Origin of the sequence: Bradyrhizobium liaoningense (assembly GCF_018130825.1) — a bacterium.
Classification (GTDB): domain Bacteria; phylum Pseudomonadota; class Alphaproteobacteria; order Rhizobiales; family Xanthobacteraceae; genus Bradyrhizobium; species Bradyrhizobium liaoningense_B.
Genome location: NZ_JAFCJS010000005.1, coordinates 160,103 through 181,308, shown reverse-complemented (window position 1 = coordinate 181,308; position 21,206 = coordinate 160,103). Strand labels below are relative to the sequence as shown.

Below are 21,206 nucleotides of genomic sequence, written 5' to 3'. Positions count from 1 at the left end.
CCAAGCCACTTGGCTATTGGCGAGTCCGGCCGTTGCCGATACCACTCAGCCCGCTCCCGCCGCGGACAATCTGGAACCGATCATGCCGTTTGAAAGCTACAAGAACAGCCGCATCCTCGTCACCGGAGGCGCCGGCTTCATCGGATCGCACATCTGCGAACGACTGCTCGATGCCGGTGCCGAGGTGGTGTCGGCGGACAATTATTTCACCGGCAGCCGGCGCAACATCGCCCATCTGATCGCCAATCCGCTGTTCGAGGCGGTCCGGCACGACGTCACCTTCCCGCTCTACATCGAGGTCGACGCGATCTTCAACCTGGCCTGCCCAGCCTCGCCGATCCACTACCAGCGCGACCCCGTGCAGACCACCAAGACCTCGGTGCACGGCGCCATCAACATGCTCGGCCTCGCCAAGCGGCTGAAGGCGCGCATCTTCCAGGCCTCGACCAGCGAGGTCTACGGCGACCCGCTGATCCACCCCCAGACCGAGGATTACTGGGGTAACGTCAACCCGATCGGCATCCGCTCCTGCTACGACGAGGGCAAGCGCTGCGCCGAGACGCTGTTCTTCGACTACTGGCGCCAGCACGGCCTGCCGATCAAGGTCGCCCGCATCTTCAACACCTACGGCCCGCGCATGCAGCCCAATGACGGCCGCGTGGTGTCGTCCTTCATCGTCCAGGCGCTGAAGGGCGAGCCGATCAGCGTGTTCGGCGACGGCGGACAGACCCGCTCGTTCTGCTATGTCGACGATCTCGTCGAGGCGATCATGCGGCTGATGCTGACGAACGAAGAAATCACCGGCCCGATCAACATCGGCAACAATTCCGAGTTCACCATCCGCGAGCTCGCCGAGAAGGTCATCGAGCTCACGGGATCGCGCTCCAGGCTGGAGTTCAAGCCGTTGCCGCAGGACGATCCGCGCCAGCGCCAGCCCGATCTCACCAAGGCGAAGGCCGCTCTGAACTGGGAGCCGAAGGTGGCGCTCGAGGACGGCCTGAAAGAGACCATCGCCTATTTCAAGCACTCGCTGGAAATCGCCTGATACGCTCGCAACTCTCCTCGTCCGCAGCGAGCCCGTCGGCCATGAGCGCACCGTCAGACCTCATTAGCGAGTTTCGGCGTCGCCTGGATTCGAAAGCCGCGCTGACCGTCCTGGTGCTGCTGCACAGTGCCGTCATCTGCCTGTCGCTGATCGAGGTCGCGACCTTTCAATCCTACATCAATTTCGACGCGAACCGCTTGTGGGTCGCGGCTATCGTCGCCATCGGCTTTTCCGTCGTCTCGCTGCTGTTCGTGTTCGCCCGCTTCTGCTTCGGCTATTTCGTCGGGTATTATTTCTACACGATGATCCTGGGCTTCCTGTGGATCGCGGTCTTCTCCGGGTATAGCTACCCGCGATGGCATGCCGGACTCTCGGCAGCCTTGGCGCTGCTGCTCTTCCTGCTGCCGATGCTGTTCGTCAAGGCCCCAATGCGGCAGATCGTGGTCCTGTCCAATGCTCGTTTCGAGCATCTGCTTACGCTCATCCTGGCGATCTCGGTGGCCGCCATTGCGGTGGCGTCGGCCTACAATTTCCGCCTGGTATCGATCGCGCACATCTACGACTACCGGGATACAATCGAATTTCCGGCAGCGCTGCGATATCTCACGGGCTGGGTCTCCAGCACCTTGTTGCCATTCGCCTTCGCCTGCTACTGGCTGCTCGGCCACCGCTGGCGTGCCGGCCTGGTGCTGGTCCTGCTCCTGTTCTTCTACCCGATCACGCTGACGAAATTTGCGCTCTTCACGCCGGTCTGGCTGATCGTGCTGACCATCCTGTCCCGGCTTCTGACGGAGAGAACATCCGTCATCGCGTCGATTTTCGGGCCAATGCTGATCGGACTGCTCCTGATCTGGATGACAGGCGCCAACCTGAACAGCCTGCCCGGCAAATATTTCGACATCGTCAACATCCGGATGATCGCGACGGCGTCGAGCGCGCTCGACATCTACAACCACTTCTTCGCAAGCCATCCGCTGACCTGGTTCTGCCAGATATCCGTCGTCAAGCCGATGGTCCATTGCCCCTACCAGCAGCAGCTGTCCGTCGTGATGCAGGAGACCTACGGCTTCGGCAATTTGAATGCGTCACTGTTTGCGACCGAAGGCATCGCCTCCGTCGGCCTCTATCTCGCACCGTTGACCGCGCTCGCGTCGAGCTTCGTCCTGGCGCTCGGCAACCGGGCGTCTGCGGGACTACCGCCTCGCTTCGTGCTGATATCCGCCGGAACGCTCCCCCACGTCCTGCTCAACGTGCCGCTCACGGTCGCGCTTGTCACGCACGGCACCGCCCTTCTCTTCCTGCTCTGGTATGTGATGCCTCGGAGCGTCTTTGCAGAAGGACGCTAGTCGCGTCGCCCACTTCCTAGGCGGCCCGTGACGCCATCGCATCCGCGGTCAGCCGGATGAAATCCGCCACGAACGCCTCGACGCGCTGCTCGAGATCCGGCAACAGATTGCGGGCGGTCACAGGCCCGGCCGCCTGCGCAACCTCAGACATTTGATCGGCCAGGGTCTCAGCGTCGTAGATGCCGAAATATCGCGCGCGTCCCTCGGTCTGTTCGCGATGAACGTCGATGTCGGACAGGATCATCGGGACGCCGAACGACTTGGCTTCCTCGACCGTCGTGCTCCATCCCTCACACTCCGACGGATTGATGAGAGCGATCGACGCGCGCAGCAGGGCATAGACGTGATCCAACGGAATCATCCCGAGGTGCCTGAAATTCGCCTCGAGACCGCGGGACCTGACTTGCCTCATGGTCGTTTCGAAGAGATCGGGTTCACGGGAGTCCTTCGTGTTTCCGGACGCCGCGACGACGACGTCCAGCCCGCGGTGTTTCAAAAGATCAAGCGCATCGACGACGATCCGGTGATTCTTGTGCCGCCAGAACTGATTCGGCAGATAGAAATAGCGCGCCGGCAGGCCGTAGCCTGCGATCACATCGGACGGATTCGTGGCCAGCAGGCTGGCTGGCGGCTCCGTCGCAAACCGGACCACGGAGACGCCGTTCGACAAGCCCGGATAGAACCTCTTGAGATCCGCAAGCGCGCTGGCGCTGCTCAGCATGATGTGCCGGCCGGACGCGATCTGGACTCGAAAGCCGAGATCGCGCCGCCAATATGCGCTCCTGGAGAAAAGGTGCGGGAGCAGGCGGTGCTGGAAATCCGGGAACCAGGCGATCGCCGGAAACGGCAGGCGCCAGCCAAAGAAGCGTGCGGATTCGAACACCATGTCGATCTTGCGCAGCTCGAATTCGGCAACCGCGGGTCCGTCCAGGCCAAAGGCGATCGCGCGGGCAAGATTCGTCGCACGGGCCAGACCGGTCGCGGCGTGATCGAACACCGGCGAGCGCACGACCTCGACGGCGGGAATGCCGGCCAGCGCTGCAATCTCCTCAGGCTCGTCAGCCGTTCCGGCAAACAGCACGGGCGTCACCGCTCCCGGCGCGTATCTGTTGAGCGCCTCGAACAGATTGCGCTGATAGTTGTAGCCTCCCGCCCACAGGCGGCGCGGAATGTTGGTGAATGCGATCCGCAGCGGCGCACGCTCAGGCACGAGCTTGGCCCTTGAACCATTCAACGTAGTCGGCGAGACCGCGCTCCAGCGGAATGCGCCAGTCGAAATTCATATCGAGCACGCGCCGGTTGTCGGCCAGCAGGCTCGTCGGATCGCCGGGCCGCGCCATGCCGGAAAACTGCACGGCCGTTTTGCTTCCCCAACACCCGATCAGGCCGTCGGCAATGCCGGCAACGCTCACGCCGCGTCCCGAGCCGCCATTGATCACGTCAAAATCGTCCTGCCACGCCCCCTCCGCGACGCGCACCAGCAGGCGAACAACGTCACGAACATCGGTCCAGTCCCTGATCTCGGCTCCTGTTCCTCCGAGGTTCAGCGTGCGCTGCTCGTTGCGCAGCCGCGAGCAGATATCCCACAGAAGCTGCTTGCGAAGGTTGGGACCGTAGACCGAGAACAACCGCACGACGGCGCAGCGAATGCCGAAGCTCTGGACGTAGCTTTGACACAGCTGCTCCATCATCAGCTTGTGGTGGCCGTAGGGCGACATCGGCGTCAGCACCGCGCTCTCGGGGATCGGCCCGGCGTGATCGGCCCCGTAGACGGCAGCGCTCGATACGACGATCAGCCTGCTCTCGGGCGCAAAGCTTCGAAGCCATTCCAGCAAACGCGCTGTGCTGGCCACGGTCCGCGAAAAGTCTTCGAACGGGCGCTCCATCGACAATCCGACGGACGACCCGCCGGCCAGGTGGAAGACGTGCGACGGCAGCCCGTGCGCGGCGGCGAGCGCGCTCAGATTGGCGGCGTCGACTTCGCCATTGATCCAGGTCTGCAAGCCGAGAGCGCGCGCATCGGCCGGATCGAGAGCTCCATGGCCAACGCCGTGGACAGCATGCTCGCTGCCCGCCAGCTCACGGACGAGATGGCGGCCGATGAACCCATTCGCGCCGGTAACCCAAATCGACATGGCGCTACCTGGCGTGCAGACGGTTGGCTGGTGAGCACATTACAATCCTCGTTGTCATGGTGTCCCTTATCGCTCGTCCGGCGACAACTCCCTAACAATGGTGGCGGGATTACCCGCCACGATGGAATATGCCGGAACGTCCTTGGTGACCACGGCGCCCGCGGCGACGATCCCGCCCTCACCGATCGTCACGCCTCGCATGACCATCGCACAAGCGCCAATCCACGCATCGTCGCAAATCTTGATCGGACGATCGTCGAGCGACAGCTTGCGTGGGTGACCCAAGGTGAAAATCTGCTTCGCCTGCTCGTGCCGCTCGGCAGCACGGATCGGATGCGAAAGATTATCGAATATGTTCACTGAATGCGAGATCAAGACGCGGTTTCCGATGTCGATAGAGGCTCCCGACCAAATGCGCGTACCGACTCCGACGTAGCACCACTCTCCAATTGTGATGCGGCCGCCGTGACCGAGGATCATCAACTCACCCCGGATGTGGGAATGACTGCCGATGACGATCTTTTCGCTATCGCCCAGCGCGTTCCTGATCCGCGCGGTATGAGCCAGGAACGCTCCAGGCTGCAAGCGGCAGGTCGCCCGCCCGATCAGGCGCTGGACGATATAGTGCCAATTGATGCCATCGATGGCATGCGCGCAATGGCGTACAAGCGTGGAAAGGCTGGACATCAGCGCACCCTCTCACGTCGCAAGATCGAACGTGGTCGGATTCTCATGACACCTCCAACGGAGCCAGCCTCCGTCCTCCACTGGATCCGTAAGTCGAAAATTCATGCAATCAATCGGGAGGGCGCGCAACGAATGCTGTAGCATGGCTACAGGCGTCCGACGAGATCGACGAACGCTTTCCATTGCGCGTCCTTGCCATAAACGCCGCCAATGCGCGCGCGCCCCAGCGCGGCGATCTCGGCCGATCTGGGCCAATCCTGAAGACTGCGCGAGATGACTTCAGCGGCCTGTTCCGGGGTACCGTAGGTCTCGATCGTGACGCCGTCCTGCATGCCTTCCGGATATCTTCCGGCGTCGGACACGAGCAGCGCACCGCACCCCATGGCCTCGAAGCAGCGCATATTGCCACGATCCTCGCCGGCCATGTCGATCGCGCCATTGAGCACGATCTTGGAAGAGCCGATCAGCTCATAGAGATCTCTCCCGAATACAGGGGGTCTTGCGATGGCCGCGATGGCATTGGGACGCCTGTGACGTCCCAGCGGCAGCAATCGTCCGATCGCGCTCTCGGCGAGCCTGGTCAGGCGCGATGCGTCGAGACACAGCACGATTTTGTGGCTGTCCGCGAGGTGCGCGACCCGCTCCAGTGTTCTGGCCCGTGCGCGATGATGTCGCGAATAGCCGCCGACGAATACGACGTCGATCGGACGTTCGCCGTGACCATATTCGTCCATCACCGGATCATGCGCCGGACGGAACAATTCGCCCCGGCATCCCCTGCTGCGCCAGATGTCGAGGATCGACGGAAAATTGCCGAGCACAGCACCATAGGCCGTGAAATCGGCATGTCCCGACGGCGCCGCGCGCCAGCACAGCGTCGTCTTCACGCAGCCCGGCAGCTTGGCAACGAATGTGCTTGGGTAGCGCACCGGATCGAGATTGTAGAACACCTCGGTGGCGTGATGCTCGATCTGCGCGAGCAGGATGGCCTCGAGCGACGGCTCGCCCGACATACCCTGCTCGCGCGCCCAGCGGCGCTGCAGGACCTCGTCGTCCCCGTTAGTGAAGAAGGCCTCCGGCGATCCATCCAGCACCGGCTTGAGGAAATGCGCCGCGCCGAAACGGTCGTTGAGAAACACCTGGCGCCGCGCGTCGAAACTGAGCGCCTTTGCCGCGAGTTGGTTGAACCGCGGCAGATAGGACGGATAGAAGCAGCTATTCTGGAACAGGCGCATCGTCTACGCGTACCTCGCCAACATCCATTTCATGTTCAGATACGGCCAGATCCGCCCGACCGACTCCCAGTCCCACGTCTTCGACGCCGTCAAGCGGCTGACCGCTCGTCGCAAGGCCGCTTCATCCACCAATTCGGCAAACGCCGGCACCTCGCGGTCGAGCAGGTCGGCCGTCCAGCCGGCCAAAGGTCCGTTCAGCCATTCGGGCATCGGCGAATTGAAGCCGACCTTGCGGCGCGCGGTCCGGATCGACTCCGGCATCAGGTTGGCCATCGCCCGCCGGGCGACAGCCTTGGTATAGCCGTCTGCCGACTTGCTGCTTTCCGGAAGCGCCATCGTGTAGGTCACAAGGCGCCAGTCCATGAAGGGCATGCGGACCTCGACGCCGTGGGCCATCGAGAGACGATCGAAGTTGCGCAGGATCGTGGGCAGCACCGTGCTGTGAAACATGCGGTAGAGCCGCCGGTTCAGGCCGCCCCATACACGCGGCAGCACGTCGTCCTCGGCGACGAGCGGAAGCGGGTTCGGAACATCGCGCAGGCCGCCCCGCAGAAAATAGACGCCCTGACGTTTCAAGGCCAGCACGCGCAGGAGGTCCACGCCGCGACGCGCCAGCGGCGATCGCGAAGCCAGATCTTCCGCGGCGTTCCGGATTCGAAACGCAGCCGCCTCTCCTTCCTGCAGATAGGCCCCCATCAACTCGTCCGCCCCGTGACCGTCGAGTGACACCGTCACGTCGTTCTGCCGCAATTGCCGGTAGATCAGCCATGCCGCGCTGGGCAACCCGATATAGACGTCGTCGAGATCGTCGAGAATCCGGTCGAGGTCCGTCAACGCATCGGCCTGTCCGATTTCGAGGAAAGTAGGCTCGACCCTGGCCCAGGCGGCGGCCTCCTCGGCCATCGGCCGTTCGTCGTTCAATGCCCCCGGGAACGTCGCAACGAAGGCGTGACGCCATGCAGCGCTGTCGCGCGGCCCCATCCCGGCCTGCTCATGCGCCGCCATGGTGCAGATCACCGCCGATGAGTCGAAGCCTCCGGACAGGCACGTCCCGATCGGCACGTCGCTGCGCATCCGCAGGGCCACGGCGTCCTGGAACAGCTCGCGGAAGCCGGCCACACGCTCGGACTCCGTGGCCGGCACCGGAGGCAGATGATCGATCGTCCGCCACCAGCGCCTGACGCTGACCTTGCGCTGGCGCAGCCACATGCAATGGCCGGCCTGCAGACGGCGTACCTGCCGAAACAGGGTGCGGTCGCTTCCCTCGACGCCAAAGGCGTCGAGCAACAGCCGCCGCGCCACCTCCAGATCGACGGAAGCATCGATCAGTCCGCTGCGCGCCAGCGCCCGCTGCTCGGAAGCGAAGACAAATCGCTCCGGCGACATGGCATAGAGCAGCGGCTTGATGCCGAAGCGATCGCGCGCGAGGAACAATTCGCTCGTAGCCGTATCGAAGATCGCCAGGGCCCACATGCCGTTGAAGCGCGGCAGCATGTCTTCCCGCCAGGCCTCCCAGGCGGCGAGGATCACTTCGGTATCGGATTGGCTGCGGAACACCGCGCCCCGCGCCTCAAGCTCGCGGCGCAGCTCGAGGAAATTGTAGATCTCGCCGTTGAAGACAATGACGTGACGGCCGTCCGCGGACAGCATCGGCTGATAGCCGCCCTCGCCGGGATCGATGATCGCAAGGCGACGATGGCCGAATGCGAGCGTCCGGTCCGCGCTGAACCACGTTCCTTCGCCAAACGGACCACGATGCGCGATCAGGCTGGTCAGTCGCGTGATGTCGGCCGGCTCGACCGCATTGCCGCGCAAATTGACGATTCCAGCGATTCCGCACATGTCCTAGATGGCCTTCAGGGGCACGAAGCGGCTGAGAATGGCGCGCAAGTCCTGCAAGCAGGCCCTTCGATACGGTCCCAGCTGCGACGCCGCAACTTCGACGACAAAGATGATCGCAGCCGTCACCGACGCGACGACGCCCACCGACCACCAGGACGGCGCAAGATGGAACGGTGCGCGGTCGAGGCCGGTGCGCAGCGCCAGCGCCGTTGCGATCCCGATGCCGAGCGGCATCAGCACGCAATGGATGACGCGCGGCCAAATGCCGGACAGGTCAAAACTACGGCGCAACAGCACGACGATGGTCGCCATCTGTGCGATCATGCCGGCGCAGGAGCTCCAGCCAGCGGCCTGCCATCCGAAGCCTGGCAATACGATCGCACTGGTGCCGAGAGTGACGATACCCGTGATCAACGCGATGAGCGCGTTGTAGCGCGAGCGCCCCTGCGCCAGCAGATAAAAGCCGAACACATTCGCGCTCGATCCCAGGATGCCGGCAATCGACAGGACGACGAGCACCCGCGCGGACTCGGCCGCGACCTCGGCACCGGTCCAGACATGCAGCAGCGGACCGGCCACGGGGATCAATGCGCCCAGGGCACTTGCGGCAAGGACATTCAATATCCACGACGATCGGAACAGCAGATCGACCTTGCGATCCTCGCTCTCCTTTTGCAGCGTGCTGAAGAACGGAAACAGGATCTCACCGACCTTGAGGATGCCGATATAGGTCGCCTCCTGGAGGCGCTGCGCCACGCCATAGAAACCGACGAATTGTGGTTGCAGCAGCGCGCCAAGCAGATACCGGTCGGCCTGCGCCGCAAGCAGCGCGCCGCCCTGTGCGGCCACCTGCCAGATGCCGAACCGGGCGAGCCTCGCGAAGGCATCGCGATGCAATGCCGGCGGTGCCAGCCATTGGCCGATTGCACCGCGCGACCAGGCCACGGCCGTCAGCAGACCGGTCGCAAGTCCCAGCGCCTGGCAACCAAGAAACGTCGACGCGTATGGCGAAACGGGGATCAGCAAGAGCATCGAGAAAGTCGAGACCACTGTGCCGGCAATGCCGACCAGGGCAATCCGGCGATAGTCCTGACGCGCGGTGAACAGGGCGACGAAGACCGCCGACACGCACTGGCACAGCCAGCCAATGCCGGCCAGTGCGAAGGCCCATCCGAGGTCGGCGGCGGCCGGACCGGCCAGATGAAATCCGAGACGCGCAAGCGGAGCTCCGGCAACCAGAAAGAAGAGGCTGATCGGGCCGCCCGCGCCGATCGCGAGCATCACCGAGGTCGCGAACAGGCGCCGCGCATCTTCCCGATCGGATGGTTCCAGTCGCTGCGCAAGCTCGCGCGCCGTCGAAAGGCCCAGCGCGTTGCTGAACACCAGCGCCGGCGCGATGCAGGCGGTGACGAGACCCGCCACGCCGAACGCAGCGAGGCCGAGGTGAACGATCACGAAAGGCAGGATGGCCAGGTTCAGCACCACGGCCACCAGGAAAGCCATCGCATTCCACGCAGAGTTTCCCAGCAGATCGGGCGGTCTTTTTCTCAAAGTCATGCCAGCCACCCGGCCGTACCCTCACCAAGCCTTTGCCACCTCGTCAATCAGGGTTCCCCCAAGCAGCGCGAATTCGGGCTAGCAGTCAGTGCGCGGATTGTCGATAGCCTGCGGAGGCAACAACGGGCCGCCGGTGCCGGGCCATTCGGGCACGGCAAGCTGCCGGACCGCGTCACGGACGTGAGCTTCCCCAACGCCGGTTTATGCGCTCAGAGCCCATCCGACTCGCCGTTCTTCGGCGTCGAACGCGGCACGAAGGGCGCAAACGACGGATCGTTCGTCCCGGGCATCGTTGGCCTCCCGCCGGCATCCGCCGGGGGAGCCGCGGGGGCGCCCGCCGGATCCGCCGGGCGCTGGAGCGCCAGGACCTCGCTGCGATCACCCTGCTTGAACGTCACCTCGCGCGGCTGCACCTCCGTCAGCGACCAGCCGCCGAGCGATTCGCCCTGCCGCAGGCGCACAACCTTCTGGTCGAGGCGGTTGACCAGGATAGCGATGGCGTCGCCCTCGCCCACCACGGCTCCCACCAGCAGCAGCGGCGGCGGCGCCTCGACCGCCTTGGGCGGCGGGGCTGCCTGCACCTCTTCGACCGGAGCCCCCGCGACCGCGCGTGGCGGCGGCCGGCGCGAGGCCGAGAAGATCGGGCGCTCCTCGGTTGCCGTCAGCGCCGAGAGCGGCACCGACCATAGCGGATTGCCGCGGGGGACCGGTTTGCTGACAGGCTGCGCGGGCCGCGCAATCGGCCTCACCGCGCCGACATCGACGCTCTCGGCAGGACTGCCCGCGGCATCGTCGGGCAAGATGTCGATGCGCGAGGAGGTGGCGGCCCAAGTCGCCGTCGGCGTCGCGGCACCGCCCAGCACCGTCCACAGCGCAGCCACTCCCATCGCTCGAAGCCAGGCGGACATCGAATTTCCCTGCAAGGTTCCTTGCCACAAGGCCATGCCGGCGTGCGGACAGGCCTTCCGGAGCAAACTAGGCCCGATAAGCGCGCCCATCAACCCGCCTCGCATCGGCTCAATTCCGTCGGAAAGGCCGCGTCTCGCCTGGCAGATATTGCGACGCGTGAAAATGTTGCCCAACAGCCACGATTGCGGAAATTGCACCCGGAACGGCCTGAAACCCCGCGCAATTGGACCTCCGTTCATTGCGAGCCACCGTGACGCCATGAGATCATGGCGCACCATAGAGTCTCGTTGCACGCAAAAGTTGCACCATTGCGAATATTGTTTTCTGATTTGAGAGCACCAATGGCCGGACCGAAAATGGCGCCCGAGAGGATCGGATACCGGCTGGGGTCCATCACCCGCCACGCGCTGGCGACCCTGCTCGCCACGACCGCGCTCGGCGTCGTCGCCGCCCACGCCGTCGACGGCACCTGGACCGGCGGCAGCACCGACTGGACCGACCCGACCAACTGGTCATCCAACCCGAGCGTGCCGGACGGAACCGCGACCTTCACCAACACCGGCAGCGCGAACGTCGACAATTTCAACGGCGTCGTGGTCATCGACACGGTGCTGTTCACGAACACCGCGCAGGCCTACACGGTCACGATCGGCGACGCGTTCATCGTCAACGGCACCGGCATGATCAACAATTCGGGCAACACGCAGAACTTCGTGTCCGCGTCCGGCGGCATCAATATGGTGTTCCAGGGCAGCAGCACCGCGAGCGGTGGCACTGGTGCGGTGACCATCACGAACAGTTCCGGCGGCACTGTCTCGTTCCTCCAGAACAGCACGGCGGGAACGGCCAGCATCGTCAACGGCAGCTTCCTCACCTTCGAGGATTCCAGCACCGCCGGCAGCGCCCAGATCACCAACAGCGGCCAGATCGATTTCTTCACCAGCGCCTCGGCCGGCAGCGCCACCATCAGCAATGCCGCATCGGCCATGCTGAACTTTCACAACGCCACCACCGCCGCCACCTCGTCCATCACCAACGACGGAACGGTGAATTTCGACGGCTCCGCCTCCGCCGGCAGCGCCACTATCACCACCAACAACGGCGCGATGACGAACTTCTCGGGCGCGGCGACCGGCGGCAGCGCGCGCTTCATCACCAATGGCGGCGGCACCGTCGACATTTCCGGTCTCACCAGCGGCGGGATGACCAGCGGCTCGATCGAAGGCGCGGGCAATTACGTGCTCGGCGCCAACACGCTCACCACCGGCAGCCTCAACACCTCGACCCAGGTCGACGGCGTGATCTCCGGCGCCGGCGGCGGCCTAACCAAGGTCGGCACCGGCACGCTGACCCTGACCAACGTCAACACCTACACCGGTGCGACGACGATCTCGGCCGGAACGCTGGCATTATCCGGCGCCGGCAGCATCGCGAGTTCCAGTGTCGTGACGGTGAATGGGACATTCGACATCTCTGCGGCCTCGTTCCCGATCATCGCCATCACGACGCTCGCCGGCAGTTCGAGCGGCGTCGTCAACATGGGCGCCCACGGGCTGTTCATCAGCAACGGCTCGACCGAATTCGCGGGCGTCATCCAGGGCACTGGCGGATTTGAAGTCGGCAGCGGCACTCAGACGCTCTCGGGCGTGAACACCTACAGCAACGTCACCCAGATCGACGGGGGCGCGACGCTCGCGTTGAAGGGCGCCGGCTCGATCGCAAGCTCGCTCTATGTCGCCCTCGCCGGCGCCGGCGCCACGCTCGATATTTCCCAGACCAATTCAGGGGCTTCGGTCGGCGGCCTTCTCTCCGCCAGCACCGCCGGCTTCGTCTCGCTGGGATCGAAGACGCTGACGATCACGAACGGCAGCTTCTATGGCGGCGTGATCCAGGACGGCGGCATCGGCGGCGGCACCGGCGGCAACCTCGTGATCGCAAGCGGCGCGACGCAGCAGCTGTTCGGTACCAGCACCTATACCGGCACCACGACCATCGTGGCCGGCGGCGAGCTCGATCTCATCGATTTCGGCGGCCTCAATGGCAGCATTGCGACCTCCAGCAGCGTCATTGCCAACGGCGCCTTCGACATCTCGGGCCTGCTCAACGGCGGCACCTCGATCAAGTCGCTGTCAGGCTCGGGCACCGTCAATCTCGGCTTCAACACGCTGACCATCACCAACGCCAGCGGAACCTTCTCCGGCGTCATCGACGATGCCGGCTTCGGCGGCGGCCTGATCATCGCCGGCGGCACGCAGACGCTGTCCGGCGCCAACACCTATACCGGCGCCACCACGGTGAATGGCGGCACGCTGGTGGTCGACGGCTCGATCCTGAACAGCCCGATCACCGTCAATGCCGGCGGCACGCTCGCCGGCAGCGGCACGGTCGCCGGCGTCCAGGTCAGCGGCGGCACGCTGGCGCCGGGCAGCGCGGCGAACCCGTACGGCCCGCTGACGGTGACCGGCAGCCTGATCTTCACCGCCGCCTCGACCTATCTGGTGCAGGTCTCCTCCACCAGCGCCAGCCTCACCCAGGTCACGGGCGCGACCGACCTCGGCGGCGCGACGGTGCGCGCGAACTTCACCTCGGGCACGGTCAAGAAGCAGTACACGATCCTGACTGCGGCCGGCAGCCTCGGCGGTACCAGCTTCAATCCGACCGTCCTCTCTAACATGCCGACGCTCAACACGACGCTGAGCTACGACATCAACAACGTGTACCTCAACGTCAACGTCAACTTCGCACCTAGCGGCGGCCTCAACGCCAACCAGCAGAGCGTCGCGAACACGCTGACCAATTTCTTCAACACGACCGGGGGCATTCCCGCCGCCTTCGCCGCGCTGGGACCGGCGGGGCTGACCACCGCCTCGGGCGAGCTCGGCACCGGCATCCTGCAGGCCGCGATCAATGCCGACGGCCAGTTCATGAACCTGATGCTCGACCCCACTGTCATCGGCCGCTCCGGCGGCTTCGCCAAGGCGGGCAGCGTCGCCCAATTCGCCGACAGCGACGACGCCACCGCCTACGCCAGGATGCGTCCGGCCAACGCGCGCGAGCGCGAAGCCTATGCAATGGCGACCAAGGCGCCGCTGCTCTCCTCGCAGCCCAGCAGCCGCTGGAGCGTCTGGGCGGCGGGCTATGGCGGCTCGGCCGAGGTCGGCGGCAACGCCGCGGTCGGCTCGCAGGACCTGACCGCACGGGTCTGGGGCGGCGCGGCCGGCGCCGATTACAGGATTTCGCTCGACACCCTCGTCGGCTTCGCGCTCGGCGGCGGCGGGTTGAACTACTCGGTTGCGAATGCGATGGGCTCGGGCTCGTCCGACCTGTTCCAGGCAGGCGTCTATGGCCGGCACAATTTCGGACCGGCCTATATCTCGGCCGCCCTCGCCTATGGCTGGCACGACGTCACCACCAACCGCACCGTGGCGCTCGCCGGCGCCGACCAGCTCCAGGCCCGCTACAAGGCCGACAGCTTCTCGGCCCGTTTCGAGGGCGGCTACCGCTTCGCGACGCCGATGATCGGCATCACGCCCTATGCGGCGGCGCAGGTGACGAATTTCAACCTGCCGAACTATTCCGAAACGAGCCTCAATGGCGGCGGCCTGTTCGCGCTGAACTACGCCGCGCAATCCCTCACCGACACCCGCTCCGAGCTCGGCCTGCGCACCGACAAGTCCTACGCCATGCAGAACGGCGTGCTGACCTTGCGCGGCCGCGCCGCCTGGGCGCACGACTACAATCCGAGCCGCGCCGTCACAGCCTTGTTCCAGACCCTGCCGGGCACCAGCTTCGTCGTGAACGGCGCCAGGGTCGATGCCGATTCCGCGCTCGTCAGCGCCAGCGCCGAGATGAAATGGCTGAGCGGCTTCTCGATAGCCGGCACCTTCGACGGCGAATTCTCCGGCAACGTCACCAGCTATTCCGGCAAGGGCGTGTTCAAGTACAGCTGGTGAGCTGACACATCTTTCTTCCCGACGAAACAAATTCTCCCACGCGCCCTTGACTGTATCCTATAGGATACTTATGTTTGAGGTTCAGAAGACTGACGAATTCGATCAATGGCTGGCTGCGCTCAGAGACCAGCGAGCGGTCGCGAAGATCGCTTCTCGCATTGAGCGGCTCGCCATGGGCAATGCAGGCGACGTGAAGGCCGTGGGCGCGGGAGTCAGTGAACTGCGCGTCGATTATGGGCCGGGTTACCGCGTGTATTACAAGCAAGTCGGCAACAGGATCGTGTTGATCCTTTGCGGCGGAGACAAGTCGACCCAGGACCGGGACATCAGACATGCCAAAGCGATCGCAAGCCAGCTCTAAGCAGAGCGCGAAGGTAAGAGTAACTAAGTTTGATGCAGCGGACTATCTGAAGACACCGACGGCGATCGCCGCTTATCTCACTGAAGCCTTCGAGACAAATGACCACGCTTATATCTGTAACGCGCTCGACACCGCCGCTCGCGCGAAGGGAATGGGTGACATCTCGAAAGCGACCGGCCTCTCTCGTGAGAGTCTCTACAAGACATTCAAAGAGACCGCAAAACCCGAATTTGAGACCGTCCGCAAGGTGATGAACTCGCTCGGCGTCAAATTGGTAGCCGAGCCCATCGATGATCAACAGAAGGTGACTTGACCACGCCTTCCTACTTCCCGGCCTGCCACTGGCCGGACACACCCAAAATCACCCTGACGCGGCCGGTGGGCGCATCGCCGAGCGCGGTGGTCTGCGGCACCTGGACGTCGAGCTGGTCGACGAACAGGAACGGCATGCCGGCCTCGAGATCGTAGAGCAGCTTCTGCAGCGCGGGCTGCTCCAGCTCGCAGCTCACGACGAGGCCGACGAAGCCGTCCTTGGTTTGCGCACCTGATACGTCCACCTGCGAAGACTGCACCGAGCCGCCGACATTGCCGACGGCGGCTGCAACCCGCTGCAACAGATTGGCGCCCGCGACCGTCACGGTCGGCCCTTCCAGGAACGGCGTGCCGGGATGCTCGGCCGGCGATGTCGCTGCGTTCTTCGCGCCGCTCTTGCGGCCGCGCAGCTGATCGAGCAGGTCGGAGCTCTCTGCCAGCGCCTGACGGTGAGAGATGACGTCGGCGATCGAGAGGCCGGCCATCAGCAACAGCCCGCCGGCGATGGCGATGTACAGCGAGACCGCAATCAGCGGCGAGCCGGTCAGCGCCCGCGCCACGGCGTTTCCGCTCGCAACCTTGCTGCCCATGACACTGTTCTTGCCACTGCTCATGGCACGTTCCTCGGTTCGATCTGCGCCTCGATGTGGAAGCGCTCGCCGGGTTCGGAGGGGCTGCGCGTCGTCGGGGCGTAGAAGGTCGCGCGGGTGAAATGCTGGGACTGCTCGATCAGCGGGATCAGCGAGGGCGCATCGCGGGTGATGCCGCCGATCTGGATCTTGTTGCCGGCAACATGCAGCTCGGTGACATAGGTGTGATCGGGCAGCAGCCGGCTCAGCGACTCCAGCACGATCACGCTCGCCGGTGTCTCGTATTTGCGCCGCTCGAGCAGCGCGAGCGGCGAGCGCTCGCCGCCGTCACTGCCGCGCAGCGCGGCGCGGCGCTGGGTGATCTGCCGATCGAGCTCGCTCTGCTGCGTGCTGAGGCTGTCGGCCAGATAGCCGGCTGCGACCGAGCCGGTCACCGCAGCGACCGCAGCAAGCGCCAGAACGGCTTGCAGCGTGCGGCTCAGCCGCACCGGGTCGACGGCGCCGCGCGATTTCTGCTCGAACACCTTGATGCGCGGGCCCTCGGCGGCCTCCGTCACGATCGCGATCGCCGAGGGGTGGAAGCCCGACAGCGCCTCGACATAGCCCATCGCCAGCCGGCGCGGCGCCGCGGCGATCTCGGTGGTGATACTCTCGCTGCCATGCGCTACCGGCGGGCTGCACCCGAACACCGCCTCGGTGGCGCTCCACGGCGTCAGCCGGTCGATCTGGGCCCGCACGATGCCGTCGAGGAAATCGGCCGCGCGGGCCGGCAGCTCCAGCGGGCGAAACAGGAAGCGCGTCGGCTGCAGCACGATCTCGATGCGGCTGCCGCGGACGATCTGGGCGAGATTGGCGCCCACGAACTTGCCGTCCTCGAAGGTGATCTCCTTGGGCGCGTTTTCCGACTTCAGGACCTCCAGCGCGAAGGCGCCGGTCCCGGTCTCGACCAGCCGCACCACGCGCGGCGCCACCACCCGCTCCATGGTGGCCACGATCGTGCCGGCCACGGTGCCGGTCCAGGCATCGAGAATGCCGCGAAGGGAATTGAGCGAACTCATCTCACAGAGGCTTTCCGGCAGAGCCGTCGAAGGCGTTGTGCCACGACAATACACGATAGGGCTCATCGCCGCTTTCGAGAAGCAGGATGACGACCTCGGCCGAGCTGCGGCGATGCGACGGGGCCTCGACGGCGACCGTCATCCGGTAGGCCTTCGAGCCCTCGATCGTCGCATTGGCGCTGCCGGCGAGGCCGACCAGGGAGCGCGGGTCGACCTTGGGATCGGCGCGGTCGCGCAGCACCTGCTGCAGCGTCTCCGGCGTCATGCCGGGCAGCGCCGCCACCACCTGCGGTGCGGCATCGAGCACGTTCACGGTGCGCATGTTGCTGAACACGGTGACGAACGGCATCACGCGCTCCACCACGGCGGACGGAATGCCGCGCACGAGCCAGAGCTCGTCGCTGTGCGGAAACGGCGCGTGACGCGGCAAGTACGATGCGCCGAGCGTGCGATAATAGGAATCCTCCGGATTGTCCTGTCCGGCCTCCGTCGACGAACGCCAGGCCAGGATCCGGTCGGCATAGACGAGCGCATCACTCGCGGAGACGCCGACCGCCATCATCAGGCCGGCGAGCATCGGCTTCGGCGCCATGTTGAGGTCGACGCGCGCAGCCTCCGCGCGGAACGTCACGCTCACCCGGCCGGCCCCGACGCGGGCATTGAAGGTGCCGCTGGTCGGACGCGCCGCTTCGTTCTGCGCCGTCAACCGGTAGGCGGCGAGCTCGAGTCCGGCGTTCACCAGCGCGTCGGCCTGCAGCCGGTCGGCGTTGACGGCGACCGTGACCGCGGTGTTTGTGACATAGGTCAGATAGATCAGCGCCAGCGCGGCCAGCGCCGCCAGCATCCAGAGCACCGCGACGACGATGAAGCCGCGGCCATCACCAGGCCTCGCGTGGTCGGGCCTCGCGCCGCTCACAGCTGCTGCTCCTCTTTCGTCGGCTGTTGCGGCCGGCCGCCCGCCGCGACGCATGTCACCGGATTCTTGGCTCGCGCGCATTCGGCCGGTGCCGTGATGTGCGGGACCACCGCGCCCGACACCGCCAGCACCTGCCCACTGGCGCCGTCACGCACGGTGATGCGGATGCGGGCCGGCAGTTGCGGTTGGCCGCGCCAGGTCGGCTGCCACTGACCGTCCTGCCCGGCATAGGCGAAGCTGACGCGGAACGGCGCCCGGATCAGCACGACCTGATCGACGAAGCGAATCTGTCCGTCCGTCGGCATCGGTTGGAACGGCGCGCGCTCGCGCACCAGCGCGAGCCCCTGCGCGTCGGCCTTCTCGATCAAGCGGATGAATTCGAGCCCGGGACGCGCGCTCGGGCCGAGCGCGGTGCGCAGGAACGTCACCGACAATTCGGCGCCCTCGAACAGCGGCGCCTTGGCATCGCCGTTGACCGTCATCTGCTCGGCGACCGACAGGTCGGCGATGATGCGGTCGAGCCCGGTCGCGAGACGCTCGGCCCGCTGCACGCGGGCGATGCCGCGGTTCCAGTTCGGCAGCCATTGCGCCGTCACCGTCGCGAGTGCCGCCAGGATGACGGTCATCAGCAGCGTCGCGAGCAACACTTCGAGCAGGGTGAAACCCGCCTCGTCCGCGAGTGCGCGGCGCAGGCGCTTCATGGCCAAGCCTTCAACAGAGCCTTTCATGGAAAAGCCCTTCACTGCGAAGCCCTCGGCACCAGCTTCACCGTCGTGACCTGGATCGCAGCGCCGTCGGCGCGCTGCAGGCGCAGATTGACGGCCAACGGCACGAAGCGATCGGTCTCGGGATTGCCACCCGTCACGCTCATCGGTGTGACGTCGACGCGCCAGCGGCTGCCGGCGAGTTCGCCACTCTGCCGCCCCGGTTTCAGCAAGGACCGCGCCGACAGATTCGCAAGCAGGGTCTCGGCCGTGCCAGCGAGCACGAGACGCTGGTCGATCGCACGCGTGGCCTTCGTCGTCGTGGCGATGACCGAGCCGATCGTCCCGAGCACGACGGCGATGATCGCGAGCGCGACCAGCGCCTCGATCAGCGTGAAGCCGGCGGCGTCAGAGCAGCTTCTGCGGGACAATCTCGACGCCTCCGGTCAGCCAGTTGACGCGCACCTCATAGCCCATGCCGGGCCGCGCCAGCGCGATCGTTCCACCGCACGACATGCCCGACGGAAAGAAGTCGATCGACCGCCCCGCTGCGCGATCGGCACAGCGCGAGGCCAGCATCGCCTGCATGACCACGTCGCCCGGCAGGCGAATGGTCCGCCCGGTGACGCCGGAACGGATCGCGCGCGCCTCCGCATCCACCTGCGTCGCCACCCTGACCTGCCGGCGCAGCGCCGCGCTGCGGTCGGCCTTCAGCAGCGCCGCGGTCTCGACCGCGTAGCTTTCCAGCCTCGCCCGGGTCGTCGAGCGCGGTATAGCCGGCAGGATGATCGCCGCGAGCAGGCCGATGATCGCGAGCACGCACAGGATCTCGATCAGCGCGAAGCCGCGCGCATCGCGGATGTCCTCAGCGCGCGCCGCTGACAATGTCGGCTGCCGTTCCACTGCCGCCTTCCTGGCCGTCCGATCCGAGCGAAATGATCTCGTAGGGTGCGCTCGCGCCCGGCGAACGATAGACGTAGATGTGGCCCCAGGGATCGCTCGGCACCACGCCGCCGCGCAAATAGGGCCCGTTCCAGCCGGACTGGTTGTTGTTGCGGGTCAGCGCCACAAGGCCTTCATTGGATGTCGGATAACGGCCGAGATCGAGATAATAGAGATCGAGCGCGCTGGAAAAACTCTCGATCTGGATCTTCGCCGCCTTCGCCTTGGATTCGCTGAGATAGTTCAGCACGCGCGGGCCGACCAGCGCCATGATCATCCCGATGATGGTGATGACGACCAGCATCTCGACGAGAGTGAAGCCTGCTTCCCCTCGGCGTGCGCGCCGCCGACCGCGGCTTGCTGTTGGATGTTTGGTCACTTCAAGCTTCTCCCGTTCCCTGCCTATCCGACAATCTGGCTCACCGACATCAGCGCCGTCATCACCGAGGTGATCAGGCCGCCGACGACCAGCGAGATCGCGATGATGGCCGCCGGTCCCGCAATGCCGACGGCGCGGTCCAGCGTACGCTGCAACTTGGCCTCGTAGAATTCGGCGACCCGCCCGGACAGCATCGGCAATTGCCCGGTCTCGTCGCCGAGCCGGAGCATGCGCACCGCCATCGCCGGCAGCGCCGCGGTCTCGGCCAGCGCATCGGAAAGCTTCGAGCCATGGCGGACGCGATCGGCAGCCTCGCTCCAGACCGTGGACGGGCCGGTCGTGGCCATCATGTCGATGAGGATGCGCAGCGTGGTGGTGAGATTGACGCCGCTGCCGAGCAGCAGGCCGAGATTGCGGCAGAACAGCGCCGTGCGGTACGCGCTCATGATGTTGCGGATCGCCGGCAGCCGCGTGATCGCATTGGTGATGCCGCGGCGGATACGCTCCTGCCGCAGCAGAAGCCATGTCGCGGCGATGACGGTCGCAAGGCCGGCCAGCATCACGTCGGAATTGCCGCGCAGGAAGGTCGAGATGTTGAGGAAGACACCGACGACCGGATCGACCTTGGCACCGAAATCCTGCAACACCGATGCGAACTGCGGCAGCACGAAGGTGAGGAAGAACAGCAGCACGCAGCCGGCCGCGCCGAGCACGAACAACGGATAGCGGATCGCATCCGACAGCCGGCGCCTCAAGGCCTCGCTGCGCGCGCGTTCACCGGCCAGCACCTCCAGGACCTGATCGAGGGACCCCGAGGCCTCACCGACCCGCACCAGCGCGATGTACATCGGCGGAAACAGCCCCTCATGCCGTGCCAGCGCCTCGGCAAAGCTCTCGCCCGAGACGACGCGGGAGCGGATGTCGGCAACGACCGGCCGCAGCCGGCCGAAATCGGGATCGGCCGCGAGCAGCTCCAATCCGTCGTTGATGCGGGCGCCGGCCCGCAGGAGCAGCGCGAGGTCGCGGGTGAAGATGGTGACGTCTTCCGGCTTCGGCCGGTTGAAGAGGCTGGTCACGCGGCCGGCCGCGCCGCCCTCCTCCGGCGTCACGTTGTCGACCAGGACGAGGCCGAGCCGCTCGATCCGCTGCGCGACGTCGCTCGCCGCCGGCGCGGCGATGGCGCCGGAGACCAGTTCGCCGTTGGCGTTGAGCGCGCGGTAACGATAGTTCGGCAT

Annotated in this window: 20 protein-coding genes; 5 read left to right on the top strand and 15 right to left on the bottom strand. The window is 65.5% G+C overall.

Going from position 1 to position 21,206, the window contains the following annotated elements; translation table 11 throughout:
- The first annotated feature begins 82 nt into the window (after positions 1–82).
- Together JQ603_RS22700 and JQ603_RS22695 are read left to right on the top strand one after the other, a co-directional pair.
- Complete coding sequence (locus JQ603_RS22700; protein WP_212342703.1) at positions 83–1,045, top strand: UDP-glucuronic acid decarboxylase family protein; 963 nt, start codon at positions 83–85, stop codon at positions 1,043–1,045.
- A 41-nt stretch (positions 1,046–1,086) separates the two neighbouring features.
- On the top strand, positions 1,087–2,391 hold the full coding sequence (locus JQ603_RS22695; RefSeq protein ID WP_212342701.1) for a hypothetical protein: 1,305 nt from the start codon (positions 1,087–1,089) through the stop codon (positions 2,389–2,391).
- Between the two features lie 16 nt (positions 2,392–2,407).
- Here JQ603_RS22695 and JQ603_RS22690 read toward each other — a convergent pair whose 3' ends face one another.
- From JQ603_RS22690 to JQ603_RS22660, 7 genes are all read right to left on the bottom strand, one after another.
- Positions 2,408–3,388, bottom strand: coding sequence for a glycosyltransferase family 4 protein (locus JQ603_RS22690; RefSeq protein ID WP_349630753.1), 981 nt, complete (start codon positions 3,386–3,388; stop codon positions 2,408–2,410).
- 205 nt (positions 3,389–3,593) lie between these two features.
- Positions 3,594–4,526 carry an NAD-dependent epimerase/dehydratase family protein gene (locus JQ603_RS22685; protein WP_212342699.1) on the bottom strand — a complete coding sequence of 311 codons (933 nt, stop codon included), beginning with the start codon at positions 4,524–4,526 and terminating at the stop codon, positions 3,594–3,596.
- 66 nt (positions 4,527–4,592) lie between these two features.
- Positions 4,593–5,213, bottom strand: coding sequence for an acyltransferase (locus tag JQ603_RS22680; protein WP_212342694.1), 621 nt, complete (start codon positions 5,211–5,213; stop codon positions 4,593–4,595).
- Positions 5,214–5,359: 146 nt separating this feature from the next.
- The gene (locus tag JQ603_RS22675) at positions 5,360–6,448 is read right to left on the bottom strand and encodes a glycosyltransferase (RefSeq protein WP_212342692.1); all 1,089 of its coding nucleotides are present in this window, start codon (positions 6,446–6,448) and stop codon (positions 5,360–5,362) included.
- A 3-nt stretch (positions 6,449–6,451) separates the two neighbouring features.
- Positions 6,452–8,290, bottom strand: coding sequence for an asparagine synthase (glutamine-hydrolyzing) (gene asnB / locus JQ603_RS22670; RefSeq protein ID WP_212342690.1), 1,839 nt, complete (start codon positions 8,288–8,290; stop codon positions 6,452–6,454).
- A gap of 3 nt (positions 8,291–8,293) precedes the next feature.
- Positions 8,294–9,847: a lipopolysaccharide biosynthesis protein gene (locus JQ603_RS22665; protein ID WP_283817463.1), complete on the bottom strand. Its 1,554-nt coding sequence runs from the start codon at positions 9,845–9,847 to the stop codon at positions 8,294–8,296.
- A 209-nt stretch (positions 9,848–10,056) separates the two neighbouring features.
- Entirely contained in the window at positions 10,057–10,755 is a 699-nt protein-coding gene (locus JQ603_RS22660) for a hypothetical protein (RefSeq protein WP_212342686.1), read from the bottom strand.
- A gap of 342 nt (positions 10,756–11,097) precedes the next feature.
- On the opposite strand from JQ603_RS22660, the gene JQ603_RS22655 reads away from it, so the two are divergent.
- The 3 genes from JQ603_RS22655 to JQ603_RS22645 all read left to right on the top strand — a co-directional run bounded on the left by JQ603_RS22655 (position 11,098) and on the right by JQ603_RS22645 (position 15,383).
- A complete protein-coding gene (locus JQ603_RS22655) occupies positions 11,098–14,709 on the top strand; it encodes an autotransporter domain-containing protein (protein ID WP_245003783.1) in 3,612 nt (1,203 codons plus the stop codon).
- A gap of 70 nt (positions 14,710–14,779) precedes the next feature.
- Entirely contained in the window at positions 14,780–15,070 is a 291-nt protein-coding gene (locus JQ603_RS22650; protein ID WP_212342684.1) for a type II toxin-antitoxin system RelE/ParE family toxin, read from the top strand.
- Complete coding sequence (locus JQ603_RS22645) at positions 15,042–15,383, top strand: addiction module antidote protein (protein ID WP_212342682.1); 342 nt, start codon at positions 15,042–15,044, stop codon at positions 15,381–15,383. Before JQ603_RS22650 ends, JQ603_RS22645 begins: the two co-directional genes overlap by 29 nt.
- Positions 15,384–15,393: 10 nt before the next feature.
- Here the strand turns inward: JQ603_RS22645 and gspM are convergent, their stop codons facing one another.
- From gspM to JQ603_RS22605, 8 genes are read right to left on the bottom strand one after another with little or no spacing between them, the layout of a single operon-like run.
- The gene (gene gspM / locus JQ603_RS22640; RefSeq protein ID WP_212342680.1) at positions 15,394–15,996 is read right to left on the bottom strand and encodes a type II secretion system protein GspM; all 603 of its coding nucleotides are present in this window, start codon (positions 15,994–15,996) and stop codon (positions 15,394–15,396) included.
- Positions 15,993–17,030: a PilN domain-containing protein gene (locus JQ603_RS22635; RefSeq protein ID WP_212342678.1), complete on the bottom strand. Its 1,038-nt coding sequence runs from the start codon at positions 17,028–17,030 to the stop codon at positions 15,993–15,995. The genes gspM and JQ603_RS22635 overlap by 4 nt, the downstream gene beginning before the upstream one ends.
- Position 17,031: 1 nt before the next feature.
- The gene (locus tag JQ603_RS22630; protein ID WP_212342677.1) at positions 17,032–17,946 is read right to left on the bottom strand and encodes a general secretion pathway protein GspK; all 915 of its coding nucleotides are present in this window, start codon (positions 17,944–17,946) and stop codon (positions 17,032–17,034) included.
- The gene (locus tag JQ603_RS22625; protein WP_245003782.1) at positions 17,943–18,647 is read right to left on the bottom strand and encodes a general secretion pathway protein GspJ; all 705 of its coding nucleotides are present in this window, start codon (positions 18,645–18,647) and stop codon (positions 17,943–17,945) included. The genes JQ603_RS22630 and JQ603_RS22625 overlap by 4 nt, the downstream gene beginning before the upstream one ends.
- A 38-nt stretch (positions 18,648–18,685) precedes the next feature.
- Positions 18,686–19,081: a type IV pilus modification PilV family protein gene (locus JQ603_RS22620; protein ID WP_212342675.1), complete on the bottom strand. Its 396-nt coding sequence runs from the start codon at positions 19,079–19,081 to the stop codon at positions 18,686–18,688.
- Positions 19,059–19,553 (bottom strand): prepilin-type N-terminal cleavage/methylation domain-containing protein, encoded by a 495-nt coding sequence (locus JQ603_RS22615; RefSeq protein ID WP_212342674.1) that lies wholly within the window; start codon positions 19,551–19,553, stop codon positions 19,059–19,061. Before JQ603_RS22615 ends, JQ603_RS22620 begins: the two co-directional genes overlap by 23 nt.
- The gene (gspG, locus tag JQ603_RS22610; RefSeq protein ID WP_212342673.1) at positions 19,516–19,971 is read right to left on the bottom strand and encodes a type II secretion system major pseudopilin GspG; all 456 of its coding nucleotides are present in this window, start codon (positions 19,969–19,971) and stop codon (positions 19,516–19,518) included. The genes JQ603_RS22615 and gspG overlap by 38 nt, the downstream gene beginning before the upstream one ends.
- A 23-nt stretch (positions 19,972–19,994) precedes the next feature.
- Positions 19,995–21,206 (bottom strand): type II secretion system F family protein, encoded by a 1,212-nt coding sequence (locus JQ603_RS22605; protein WP_212342672.1) that lies wholly within the window; start codon positions 21,204–21,206, stop codon positions 19,995–19,997.